The organism is Streptomyces tauricus, from assembly GCF_014650955.1.
Lineage (GTDB): Bacteria > Actinomycetota > Actinomycetes > Streptomycetales > Streptomycetaceae > Streptomyces > Streptomyces tauricus.
In genome coordinates, this window is record NZ_BMVY01000017.1 from 119,199 (window position 1) to 131,116 (window position 11,918).

The 11,918-nt window shown below is 70.3% G+C and carries 11 protein-coding genes; 2 read left to right on the forward strand and 9 right to left on the reverse strand.

Going from position 1 to position 11,918, the window contains the following annotated elements; all coding sequences use genetic code 11:
- Positions 1-372: 372 nt before the first annotated feature.
- The 3 genes from IE278_RS24655 to IE278_RS24665 form a co-directional block, all read right to left on the reverse strand.
- The gene (locus tag IE278_RS24655) at positions 373-4,353 is read right to left on the reverse strand and encodes an SMC hinge domain-related protein (protein WP_189775438.1); all 3,981 of its coding nucleotides are present in this window, start codon (positions 4,351-4,353) and stop codon (positions 373-375) included.
- Between the two features lie 222 nt (positions 4,354-4,575).
- Positions 4,576-4,779, reverse strand: a complete 204-nt coding sequence (locus IE278_RS24660) for a hypothetical protein (RefSeq protein WP_107021972.1) — start codon at positions 4,777-4,779, stop codon at positions 4,576-4,578.
- A gap of 394 nt (positions 4,780-5,173) precedes the next feature.
- Entirely contained in the window at positions 5,174-5,455 is a 282-nt protein-coding gene (locus IE278_RS24665; RefSeq protein ID WP_189775439.1) for an acylphosphatase, read from the reverse strand.
- 131 nt (positions 5,456-5,586) lie between these two features.
- Between IE278_RS24665 and IE278_RS24670 the strand changes: the two genes are divergently transcribed.
- Both IE278_RS24670 and IE278_RS24675 read left to right on the forward strand, forming a co-directional pair.
- On the forward strand, positions 5,587-6,750 hold the full coding sequence (locus tag IE278_RS24670; RefSeq protein WP_189775440.1) for a CAP domain-containing protein: 1,164 nt from the start codon (positions 5,587-5,589) through the stop codon (positions 6,748-6,750).
- A 93-nt stretch (positions 6,751-6,843) separates the two neighbouring features.
- Entirely contained in the window at positions 6,844-7,233 is a 390-nt protein-coding gene (locus tag IE278_RS24675; RefSeq protein WP_189775441.1) for a winged helix-turn-helix transcriptional regulator, read from the forward strand.
- Here IE278_RS24675 and mutM read toward each other — a convergent pair.
- From mutM to coaD, 6 genes are all read right to left on the reverse strand, one after another.
- Positions 7,206-8,066 (reverse strand): bifunctional DNA-formamidopyrimidine glycosylase/DNA-(apurinic or apyrimidinic site) lyase, encoded by an 861-nt coding sequence (gene mutM / locus IE278_RS24680; protein WP_189775442.1) that lies wholly within the window; start codon positions 8,064-8,066, stop codon positions 7,206-7,208. The genes IE278_RS24675 and mutM overlap by 28 nt on opposite strands.
- 300 nt (positions 8,067-8,366) lie before the next feature.
- Entirely contained in the window at positions 8,367-9,242 is an 876-nt protein-coding gene (gene rnc / locus IE278_RS24685) for a ribonuclease III (protein WP_246570575.1), read from the reverse strand.
- Between the two features lie 7 nt (positions 9,243-9,249).
- Positions 9,250-9,423, reverse strand: a complete 174-nt coding sequence (rpmF, locus tag IE278_RS24690) for a 50S ribosomal protein L32 (protein WP_033321093.1) — start codon at positions 9,421-9,423, stop codon at positions 9,250-9,252.
- 2 nt (positions 9,424-9,425) lie between these two features.
- Entirely contained in the window at positions 9,426-10,079 is a 654-nt protein-coding gene (locus tag IE278_RS24695; protein ID WP_189775444.1) for a YceD family protein, read from the reverse strand.
- 158 nt (positions 10,080-10,237) lie between these two features.
- Entirely contained in the window at positions 10,238-11,341 is a 1,104-nt protein-coding gene (locus IE278_RS24700) for a F0F1 ATP synthase subunit B (protein ID WP_189775445.1), read from the reverse strand.
- A 93-nt stretch (positions 11,342-11,434) separates the two neighbouring features.
- Positions 11,435-11,914, reverse strand: coding sequence for a pantetheine-phosphate adenylyltransferase (gene coaD, locus IE278_RS24705; RefSeq protein ID WP_189775483.1), 480 nt, complete (start codon positions 11,912-11,914; stop codon positions 11,435-11,437).
- Positions 11,915-11,918: the final 4 nt, after the last annotated feature.

Below are 11,918 nucleotides of genomic sequence, written 5' to 3' on the forward strand. Positions count from 1 at the left end.
GTGGCGCACACGTTTACGCCACCCACCACCTGAAGGTAAAAGCAACGAAGCAGAGACTATGCCTTCAAGTTTCGAAGTCAACAGGGGGTCCCATGAAGAGTGGGCACCGAGAAACCACCCTATGTGACGGACTGGTGTTCAAGACTTGAAGAGATCGAGGCTGCGTAGCTACGGATACCCCGTAAGCGACGCGAGGAACGCCACAACCGCCGCGGGTCCCGGACGGGTGTTCCCGGGCGGCCGGACCGACGGGTACCGCCGTTCGGGCGAGGGCCGGTGGGTCACCCGGCCGGGACGGCCGCCGGTCGGGACGCTCGCCGAGCGGGACAGTCCTCGGCCGGGGCGGGCGGCCGCTGAGCTGTGCGGCTTGGGTCAGCGCAGTCGTTGGCTGATGACCTTCGACACTCCGTCGCCCTGCATGGACACGCCGTACAGCGCGTCGGCGACCTCCATCGTCCGCTTCTGGTGCGTGATCACGATCAGCTGCGAGGCCTCCCGCAGCTCCCGCATGATCCCGATCAGCCGCTGCAGATTGGTGTCGTCGAGCGCCGCCTCGACCTCGTCCATCACATAGAACGGGCTGGGCCGTGCCTTGAAGATCGCCACGAGCATCGCGACGGCGGTCAGCGACCGCTCACCGCCGGAGAGCAGCGAGAGCCGCTTGACCTTCTTCCCCGGCGGCCTCGCCTCGACGTCCACACCTGTGGTGAGCATGTTGTCGGGATCGGTCAGGATCAGCCGTCCGTCACCCCCCGGGAACAGCCGCCCGAAGACCCCTTCGAACTCCCGTGCCGTGTCCCGGAACGCCTCGGTGAAGACCTGCTCGACCCGCTCGTCGACCTCCTTCACCACCTGGAGAAGGTCGATACGCGTCTTCTTCAGATCCTCCAGCTGCTCGCTGAGGAACTTGTGGCGCTCCTCCAGCGCGGCGAACTCCTCCAGCGCGAGCGGGTTGACCTTGCCGAGCTGCTGGTAGGCCCGCTCGGCCGCCTTGAGCCGCTTCTCCTGCTCGGAACGGTGGAAGGGGCGGGGCTGGTTACGCGGATGCTCCGGGTCGTCCGGCAGCTCCTCGCCCTCGGCGGGCAGCGACGGCGGTACGAGCTGGGTGGGGCCGAAGTCCGCGACCAGGCCCGCCGGCTCGACGCCCAGTTCCTCCAGCGCCTTTGCCTCCAGCTGCTCGATCCGCAGCCGTTTCTCGGCCCCGAGCACCTCACCGCGGTGCACCGAGTCCGTGAGCTTGTCCAGCTCGGCCTTGAGATCGCGGCCCTGGTTGCGGGCCACGACGAGTTCCTGCTCCCGGCGCGCCTTGGCGCTCTCCGCCGCCGTACGCTCCTCGTCCGCGCGGCCGAGGGAGACCTCGACGTGGGCGAGCAGCTGCCGTGCGCCGGAGGCGACGGCCCCGGCGACCGCGGCCTCGTGCCGCAGCCGCGCCCGGCGCTGCTCGGCGCGGGCCCGTGCCTCGCGTTCGGCGCGCGCGGCCCGGTCGAGCGAGTCGGCCCGCCCGGCGAGCCCCTTGACCCGCTCCTCGTGCGTACGCACCTGGAGCCGGGCCTCCATCTCGGTCTGCCGCGCGTTGGCGCCGTCGGCCGCGAGCCGGTCGCGTACGGAGGTGTCGGGTTCCTCCTCGACCGGCATCTCCTCGGCGACGACGAGCCGTTCGGCCAGCTCCTCCGCCTCCTCCACGGCCCGGTCGAGAGCTTCCTGCGCACGCGCCGCCGCGGCGGTGCTCCGCTCGGCCTCTCCCGCGGCGCCCCGCGCCTGCCCGGCCAGCCGCCCGAGCTGCTGCGCGACCTGGGACTTCTCGCGCTCCCCGGCGCGCCGCCGCTCCCCCAACTCCTCGACCAGAGCGACCCGTTCCTTGCGCAGTTCGGTGGCGCGATGCTGGGCCCCGCTCAACTCCTCGCACAGCACGCCGAGTTCTTCCAGCTCCGCCGTGGCCTCGTCCACCGACGCCTGTACTTCGAGCAGGCTGGGTGCTCCGGCGGAACCGCCCTGTGCGAAGTGCGCGCCGAGCAGGTCCCCCTCGGCGGTCACGGCGGTCAGCTCGGGCCGCGCGTAGACAAGATCCTCGGCGTCCTCCAGGGTCCCCACCACGACGATCCCCCGCAACAGCCGCCGCACGGCAGGCATGAGATCGGCGGGCGCCCGCACGAGATCGGCGGCGTACGGGGGGCCGCCGGGGCGCGACTGAGCGAGTCCGCGACCGACGCCGACGGACTCGCCGAACTCACCGGAGTGGCCGGAGTAACTGGACTCGCCGGAGTGGCCGGACCCTCCCAAGTCGCCGGAATCGCGGGACCCACCGGAGTCGCGGGACTCACCGGAGTCACCGGACCCACCGGGCTCACCGGAGTCGCGGCACTCACCGGACCCGCCGGCGTCTGCCGGGCCGCCGGGGCCCCCGGCACCAGCGGGGCCCGGGGCCATCGGGCGCTGGGGACCCTCTCCGGTCACGAGGCCCGGGCCCGTCGGGCGCTGGGAGCCCTCTCCGGTCACGGAGCCCGGGGCCGTCCGGCGCTGGGGACCCTCTCCGGTCACGGAGGCCGGGGCCATCGGGCGCTGGGAGCCCTCTCCGGACACGGCGGCGGCCCCTCCAGGGGTGCGCGTCGGGTCCGGCGCGTCGCTCGGCTCCGGGGCGCCCGCCAGCAGCAGCGCCGCTCGGCCCGCGTCCTGTTTGCGGAGCAGGCGGATGGCCTCCGCGGCCGAGGCGGGCGTGGTCACCGCGATCGCGTCCGCCGCCGCGCCGAAGGCGGCGGCCAGCGCGACCTCGTGGCCCGGTGTGACGGAGAGCAGTCCGGCGGCGGGGCCGAGCAGCCCCGAGAGCCGGTCCTTGGCCGCGAGCAGCGCCCCGGTGCCGTCCTTGCGGCGCAGGCCCAGAGCGAGCGCGTCGCGCCGGGCCTGGGTGGCCGCGCGCCTGCGTTCGGCGGAGGTGGCCGCCTCACGGGCCGCGGTCAGTGCGGACTCGGCGTCGGCGAGAGCGCTCCTGGCCGCCTCGTGCCGCCCGGCGAGTTCCTCGTCGCCCGCGTCCAGCCCGTCGACCTCGGCCTTGAGCTGCTCGTACTCCTCCTGAGCGGCGACCGCGCGGTCCTGCGCCTCGTCGCGGGCGGCGGCGAGCCGGTCGATCTCGGACTGGGCGGAGGCAGCACGCGAACGGGCCGCGTTGACCTGGCCGCTCAGCCGCGCCAGCCCCTCGCGGCGGTCGGCGATGGCCCGGGCCACGTCCTTCAGGCGCCGCTCCTCCACCGCCAGTTCACGCTCCAGGTCGGCCCGGTGAGCGACGGTGTCCTCCAGGGCGTGCTCGGCCGCCTCCAGGGCCGCTTCGAGCTCGGCCTCCTGCTCGCGCACCCGCGCGGCCTCGCGCTCCATGTCCTCGGGGTCGCGTCCGCGCCGCTCCTCCGGCGGCTGGGCGGTCGCGCTCTTCACCCGGGCGTCCGCGAGTGAGACCGTGCCGCGCACCCGCTCGGCCAGCTGCGACAGCTCGTACCAGGTCTGCTGGGCCCGCTGCAGCCGCGGGGCGAGCCGCCGCACCTCGTCCTCCAGCGTCGCCTCGCGCTGGAGGGCCTTGCGCAACTCGGCCTCGGCGGCCTCCTTGCGCTCCTTGAGCGCGGCCTCGTCCGCGACCTCGGCCTGGAGCGCCCCCCGCAGCCGTACGAGATCGTCGGCGAGCAGCCTCAGCCGGGCGTCGCGGAGGTCGGCCTGGATGACGGCGGCCCGGCGCGCGACGGCGGCCTGCCGGCCGAGCGGCTTCAACTGCCGCCGCAGCTCGTCGGTGAGGTCCTGCACCCGCGCGAGGTTGGCCTGCATCGCGTCCAGCTTCCGCAGCGCCTTCTCCTTGCGCTTGCGGTGCTTGAGGACGCCCGCGGCCTCCTCGATGAAGGCGCGGCGGCCCATCGGATCGGCGTGCAGGACGGAGTCGAGCTGGCCCTGTCCGACGATGACGTGCATCTCACGGCCGATGCCGGAGTCGGACAACAGCTCCTGAATGTCCAGCAATCGGCAGGTATCGCCGTTGATCTGGTACTCGCTGCCGCCGTTGCGGAACATGATCCGCGTGATGGTGACCTCGGCGTACTCGATGGGCAGCGCGCCGTCGGAGTTGTCGATCGTCAGAGAGACCTCCGCGCGGCCCAGCGGGGGCCGCCCGGTGGTGCCGGCGAAGATGACGTCCTCCATCTTGCCGCCGCGCAGCGACTTGGCTCCCTGCTCCCCCATGACCCAGCTCAGGGCGTCCACGACATTGGACTTGCCGGAGCCGTTGGGCCCCACGACGCAGGTGATGCCCGGCTCGAACCGCAGCGTCGTGGCCGAGGCGAACGATTTGAACCCGCGCAGGGTCAGAGCCTTGAGGTGCACGCAGCCGGACTTTACCTCCCGGGTCCGTCTCACTCCACGAACGCGCGGTTTCACCCATGAACGTGCAGGGCACACCAGACGTTAAAGAGGGTGAACAGCGAGCGATGAGCGATGGAGTACCCGGGGGAAAGAAAGAAGGGACGCCGAAGCGTCCCTTGCAACTCTGTTAGCGGCTGACACAGGCAGCCTGTTCACTGGTGGTGGTGTAGTGCTCTTCAGCGATCAGGTGAGCGCAGGCTCCGCCTGGGGTACGTCGATGCTTTCGAGAAGCGAGTCGTGAGAAGCGGCAGCCGCGAGCGCGTCGTTCTCCGCCTGGATTCGTCCGAGCTCGGATTCCAGGTCCTGGACGCGCTGCTGGAGCCGTCGCATCTCGGCAATGAGTCGCGGGTCGGAGCCGCCGACGTAACCGAGAAGCGCCTTTGCCATGATGGATGGTCCTCCACACTGAGTGACCGACCGAAGCGGTGTGGGTCGTGAGGGAATCGCACCCGCGATGCTTGGCGATCTTGTGTTCTTGCTGCCGCTCTTACATGCCAAACAGCTAAGGTGCGCGGGGACTTTCAGCGTCTCACCAAAAAGTTTGACGGTCAACACGATCACGCCCCGTATTGGCGGGCAACCCTCGGCGCGCGGCCTCGGAACGGGCGGCGCGGCCTCTGTGTCGGGGCCCCTGGGGCGTGGAGATCATCCTTGTCCGCGGAGCCTGCCACGGCTGGTGGTTTCTTGGCAACCACCTGGGGCTTTCTCTCCGGAACGGGTACCCGGCGCGCGCCCCGCGCTCACGTCGAGGAGGGCCGCGACCGCCTCCGCCGAGTGGATCTCACCGGATGGCGAAGCCGTCGTAGCCGCCACGGGGCGTGTCCCAGATCTCAGTCACTCCGTCGACCCGGCCCGGCGTGTCGTCTCCCATGAGCCACTCCAGCAACCCCTGACACCCCTCCCGGGGGCCCTCAGCGACCACCTGGACCCTTCCGTCCTCCAAATTGAGAGCAAAACCACTCAGGCCACCGATCTCCAGGGCCCTGGCTCGCGTGTACCAGCGGAAACCCACCCCTTGCACGCGCCCGCGTACCCAGGCGACCAGCCTCGTATGCTCACTCATGGCTGCACGCTAACCGGCCAATTGCTCTCGGAGCACTTCCTCCCCTTGCGCCATGGGGTACCGTCCCGACCCAATGAGCCTCACTCGTTCGGGTGAGGAACGTTGACCGCAAGGATGAGGAAGGCCAGGAGATGGGACGCCACCGACGCTCCGCCGCCGGCCGCGCCGCCACAGGCCGCGCCACCGGGGTCACAGACACGTACGAGACGTACACGGGCGGCCACGCGACGGATGACGCGAGCCGTTACGTGAGCCTGGGCGACTATCCGAGCCTGGGCGACTACGCCACCGCGGGTGACCACCGCACCGCCGGGGACTACCTGACCGGCGGTCCCTACTCGACCGCGGGCCTGTACGACTCGCCGGGCGGCATCCACGAGACGGGCGACCTCTACTCGAAGAGCGACGCCTACCTCTTCACCGGGGACGAGCCCGCCGGCCACGCGGCGGACGACTACACGCCCGACCGTGGCCCCCGGCGAGGGGGCCAGCGCCGCCGCAGGAAGGGCGCGACGCCCGTACGCACCGGTCTGCTCGGTGTCTCGGCCGCCGTCGCGATGGGTGCCGTGGCCGTCGCCTCCGGGGTGATACCCGGCAGCGACTCCCTCTCCATCGGCGGCGGCGCGGACAAGGTGCGCGCCCAGGACACCCCGAGCGACGTGGAGACCCAGGGCGGCACGAACGGTTCCGCGGACGACCGCGTGGACCCGGGCACGAGCCGTGACCTGGAACGCTCCCCCTCGTCGCCGTCCGTCTCGCCCACGAAGGCTCCGGAGAAGGCCGCCGAGAAGCCCTCCGCGACCCCGTCCACCAAGGCTCCGTCCAAGGAGTCGAAGACGGAGACGGAGGAGAAGCCGGCCACGAAGGCTCCGGCGACGAAGGCCCCCAAGACGACTCCGCCGAAGGAGGCGGCCGCGCCGTCCACGGCCGAGGCCGCGGTCCTCTCGCTGGTCAACGACGAGCGGGCCAAGGCCGGCTGCAGCCCGGTGACCGCGTCCAGCTCGCTGGCCGCGCTGGCCGAGTCCTTCAGCGAGGACATGGCCGCGCGGGGCTTCTTCGACCACACGGACCCGGACGGGGCCTCCCCCTGGGACCGGGCGGAGAAGCTCGGCATAGCGAACCTGGGCGGCGAGAACATAGCCCGCGGCCAGGCCGACGCCGCCGCGGTGATGGAGGCCTGGATGAACAGCCCCGGCCACCGCGCGAACATCCTGAACTGCGACTTCAAGACCCTGGGCGTCGGAGCACACTTCGGCTCGGGCGGCCCGTGGTGGACACAGGACTTCGGCTACTAGCCGGGGCACGCGTAGGCGGTACACAGAAAGGGCGCGCTAACTTCTAGTTAGTGCGCCCTTCTGGTGAGCGCTGCGTGGGAGTACGCTCAAAACGTGGATCTCGTGGACAACCCTGACCTCCCGTACAACGTGTTCGCCAAGGCATGTCCCTCTCGGGGCACCCTCGAACACGTCACGGGGCGCTGGGGCGCGCTCACGCTGGGGGCGCTGTCCGAGGGGTCGCTGCGCTTCAACGAACTGCGCCGGCGCGTCGACGGCGTGAGCGAGAAGATGCTCTCCCAGACCTTGCAGGCGCTGGAGCGCGACGGGCTGGTGCACCGGGACGCGCAGCCGACGAACCCGCCGCGGGTGGACTACGAACTGACGCCGCTGGGCCACGAGGTCGCCGGACGGCTGCTGGGCCTCATCCACTTCGTCGAGGGGCGCATGGACGAGGTACTGGCGGCGCGTGAGCGCTACGACACCGCGCGCGGCGGACGCTGACAGCGCGGGCAGAAATAGCTGGACCGGTTCATCCACGGCCTGCGCCGCATCACGGTGCCGCAGCGCCGGCACGGCTCGCCCTCACGCCCGTACGCGTCGAGCGAGCGGTCGAAGTAGCCCGACTCGCCGTTCACGTTGACGTAGAGGCTGTCGAAGCTGGTGCCGCCGACGGCGAGCGCCGCGTTCATCACATCCCGTACGTGGCCGAGGAGTTCGGCCGTGCGCGGGCGCGTGAACCCGGTGGTGGGGCGCTCGTAGTGGAGCCGCGCGCGCCACAGCGCCTCGTCCGCGTAGATGTTGCCGACGCCGCTGATCAACGACTGGTCGAGCAGGGCGCGTTTGACGGTCGTACGCCGACGTCGCAGCGCCTGGTGGAACGCGTCGTCGTCGAACAGCGGGTCCAGGGGGTCGCGGGCGATGTGCGCGATGACGTCGGGGAGTCCGTCGGGGGTGGTCTCGTGGAGGGAGAGTCCGCCGAAGGTGCGCTGGTCGACGAAGCGGAGTTCCGTGCCGAGGTCGTCTTCGAAGCGGACGCGGATGCGCAGGTGCTTCTCGTCCGGCGCGTCCTGCGGCTGGACGAGGAGCTGGCCGCTCATGCCGAGGTGGGCGAGCACGGCGGTCGCAGAGTCCGCGAGCGGGAGCCAGAGGTACTTGCCGCGGCGCTGGACCAGTCCGACGCGGTGTCCTTTGAGGCGGGCGCCGAAGTCCTCGCCGCCGGCGATGTGGCGGCGGACGGCTCGGGGGTGGAGTACGTCGGCGTCCGCGACGATTCGGCCGCTGACCCAGCGTTCGAGGCCTCGCCTTACGACCTCGACCTCGGGCAGTTCTGGCACGGGTTCTCCTCCGGAGGGGTGGGCGGTTTTGAACGTTTGCGTTGCGCTGAGGCGGTGGCGGGTGCGGGTGGGTGCGGGCCCGCCGCGCCGTTCCCCGCGCCCCTGAAAGCTAAAGACTGCGCCGTTCCCCGCGCCCCCAAAAGCTAAAGACTGCGCCGTTCCCCGCGCCCCCAAAAGCAAAAAGCCGAAGATTGCGCCGTTCCCCGCGTCCCTGGGTGGCCGGGGGTGGGGCAAATGAGTTCGCCCGCCCTCGGTGAACCGGGGGCGGGCAAATGCACTGCAGCCTGGGCTGCGGGTGGGTCAGGCGGAGGCTGGGTCGGACGTTGTCGTGGGGGAGGCTTCGGGGGCCTCTTCCTCGACCGCGGCCGGCGGTGCTTCCGCTTCTGCGGCGGCGGCCGCCTTGGCCCGCTCGTCCGCGGCGGAGCGGATGGCCCGCCAAGCGGACTCCGCGGCCTGCTGCTCCGCCTCCTTCTTGCTGCGGCCGGTGCCGGTGCCGTACGAGACGCCTCCGACGCGGGCAGCAGCAGTGAAGGTCTTCTCATGGTCCGGGCCGGTCTCGGTGACCAGGTACTCGGGAACCCCGAGCCCCTCGGTCGCCGTGAGTTCCTGGAGACTGGTCTTCCAGTCCAGGCCCGCACCCAGATTCGAGGATTTCTCGATCAGGGGATCGAAGAGACGGTGGACGAGTTCGCCCGCCGCGTCCAGACCCTGGTCGAGATAGACAGCGCCGATCACCGCTTCGAGGGTGTCGGCGAGGATGGACGCCTTGTCCCGGCCACCTGTGCCCTCTTCGCCCCGGCCGAGCCGGATGAAGGAGCCGAGGTCGAGCTCACGGCCCACCTCCGCAAGCGCACGCGAGTTGACCACCGCGGCCCGCAACTTGGCCAGCTGGCCTTCGGGCAGGTCAGGGTGGGTCGTGTACAGCGTGTCCGTGACGACGAGGCCGAGTACGGAGTCCCCGAGGAACTCCAGACGCTCGTTGGTCGGCAGACCGCCGTTCTCGTACGCGTACGAACGGTGGGTCAGTGCACGCACCAGAAGGGCGGACTCAAGTTTGTACCCGAGCCGCCCTTCCAGAAGGGTGTGGGACGAGGCTGTGTTCTCCGCCTTTTTCTTGGCGCTGACTTCCGCCTTGGCGTCGTCCGCCTTCTTGGGGCTAGACACAGTGCCTCTCACCAGCCGCTCAGACCTCGAGGACCTGGCGCTTGTTGTAGGTGCCACAAGCAGGGCACGCGATGTGCTGCAGCTTGGGCTCGTGGCAGCGCTCGCACGCAACCAGGTTGGGGACCGCAGCCTTCCACTGCGACCGGCGGTGGCGCGTGTTGCTGCGCGACATCTTCCGCTTCGGAACAGCCACGGCTACTTCTCCTGCTTCTCGTCGACGGGCGCTGATGGAATCGCGCCGCCGCCCAACTCGTCCTTCTCGCCATCTTCGAGTGAACCGGCGAGTCCTTGCAGTGCCGCCCAACGGATGTCGACGGCGTCATGATGGTGGTCCGGGTCGTCCGCGAGCCGTGCTCCACACTGGGAGCACAGACCCGGGCAGTCGTCCTGGCACACCGGCTGCATCGGTAGTGCGAGCACCACCGCATCACGCAGCACGGGTTCGAGGTCGAACAAGCCGTCCTCGATGAAGAGTGTGTCCTCGTCGTCCTCGGCGTCGTCGGCCGGCTCCGCTTTGACACGGCCCCGGTCGTCGGCGTCAGGGTACGAGAACATCTCCTGGAAATCCGTTTCGAGCTGCTGCTCGACCGGCTCCAGACACCTTACGCACTCCCCCTTGGCCAGTGCATGGGCGGTGCCTGTGACAAGCACCCCTTCCATGACCGACTCAAGACGGAGATCGAGCTTCACCGGCGCGCCTTCCGGCACTCCGATGACTCCCTGCAGACCGAGGTCCTTGGGAGCGTCGATCTCGCGGGTCAGGCGCTGCAGCGCACCGGGACGCCGCCCCAGCTCGTGTGTGTCGAACACGAGAGGGTTGCGGTGGTCGAGGCGGGCGTTCAGAGCCATTCCTGCTTTCGATCTCGAAACTCGGGGTACTGCCCTCGGTGATCCCGGGCAGCGGTGATCGCGGACGTGCACACGACCGAAGAGCCAGGATACTGGACCTTTCGCTCTCGGCCCAATCCGGTGCCCGCGCCCCTCCCGGGGCCCCTCGAGGGCTCCGGTCAGCGCCCCTGCTCGTACGCCCGCAGCTGCTCCGCGCTGATCATGGTGGTGTCGAAGAGACTGGTCTCGTCGAGCGCGTTCTCCTGCGGCTGAGGCGCCTGGGGCGTCTGCGGGGCCTGGCCGTACGCCTGCTGCTGCCCGCTCTGGTCGTACGCGCCCTGCTGGTCGTAGCCCTGCTGCGGGTAGGCGGCGTACGGATCGGCGTTCTGCTGGTAGCCGTACCCGTCGTGCTGCGCGTACTGCTGTTGCTGGTAGCCGTACGGGTCTGCGGGCTGCTGCTGGTAGGCGTACGCGTCCTGCTGTCCGTACTGCTGCTGGTGGGGCAGCTCCGCCGGGGGCTGGGGCCGGTCGGCGGCCCGGGGCCTGACGGCCTGCTCGGGGATCTCCGCGAGGCCGTCCAGGTACTCGGCGTCGGTGGTGTGCTGGCCGGTCGTCCCGTCCTCGCCGAAGGCGCCCAGGTCGCTCAGGTCGTCGCTGGCGATCCGGCCGTGCAGCTTCTGCCGGCCGCGGCCGACGGCGTCCAGGGTCTTGGCGAGGACGGCCTCGAAGGCGCCGAGCTTGGCGTCGACGTACTGGTCGGCGTTGTGGCGCAGGGTCTCCGGGTCGAGGCTGCGCTCGGGGGCGTCCTCGTCCTCGTAGCCCTGCTCGTCGGTGCCGGGGCCGGTACCGAGGAGCTTCTCTCGGCCGCGGCCCACCGAACCGAGGGTCTTGGTGAGGACGACCTCGAAGTTGGCGAGCTTGGAGTCGACGTACTCGTCGGCCTCGGCGCGGACGTCCTCGGCCTCCTTGCGTGCCTCGGCCAGGATCCGGTCGGCCTCGTTCTGCGAGCGGCGGGCGACCTCGGTGTCGGAGATCAGCGAACCGCGCTCGGCGTGCGCGGACTCCACGATCCGTTCGGCCTCCAGACGGGCCTGCTCGACCATCTGCTCGCGCCCGCCGATCAGTTCCTCGGCCTGGGCGAGAGAGCCGGGCAGCGCCTGGCGTACATCTTCGAGCAGGGAGAGCAGCTCGGCGCGGTTGACCACGCACGAGGCCGACATGGGCATCGAGCGGGCGTTGCCGACCGCCGAGACGATCTCATCGAGCTTCTTCTGCACGTCCACCGTGTGCTCGCCACTCTCTACAACTGTGATGGAGACGGACGGTTCGACTGTACGACCACTCCCGCCCCGCCCGACACCGGATGCCGGACTTGCTCAGTCCTTCTTGAGGCGTTCCGTGAGAGCCCCGAGGACCAGCGGCGGGACCAGGTGGGAGACGTCTCCGCCCCAGGTCGCGACCTCCTTGACCAGCGAGGAGGAGAGGAAGCTGTAGGTGGGGTTGGTCGGCACGAAGAGGGTCTCGACGCCGGAGAGGCCGTTGTTCATCTGGGCCATCTGCAGCTCGTAGTCGAAGTCGCTGACCGCGCGCAGGCCCTTCACGATGGCCGGGATGTCGCGCTCCTTGCAGAAGTCGACGAGGAGGCCGTGGAAGGACTCCACCTCGACGTTCCCGAACTCCGCCGTGACCTGGCGGATCAGGTCGATGCGCTCCTCGATCTCGAAGAGGCCCTTCTTGGACTGATTGATCATCACCGCGACGTGCACGACGTCGTACAGCTTGGAGGCTCTGGCGATGATGTCGAGATGTCCGTTGGTAATCGGGTCGAACGACCCGGGACAGACGGCGCGGCGCACTTCA

Bases quoted from the DNA above. Each gene is read 5' to 3' on its own strand.
- IE278_RS24660 (WP_107021972.1), bottom strand. From the start codon at position 4,779: ATGGCAAAGGCGCTTCTCGGTTACGTCGGCGGCTCCGACCCGCGACTC.
- IE278_RS24665 (WP_189775439.1), bottom strand. From the start codon at position 5,455: ATGAGTGAGCATACGAGGCTGGTCGCCTGGGTACGCGGGCGCGTGCAA.
- IE278_RS24670 (WP_189775440.1), top strand. From the start codon at position 5,587: ATGGGACGCCACCGACGCTCCGCCGCCGGCCGCGCCGCCACAGGCCGC.
- IE278_RS24695 (WP_189775444.1), bottom strand. From the start codon at position 10,079: ATGGCTCTGAACGCCCGCCTCGACCACCGCAACCCTCTCGTGTTCGAC.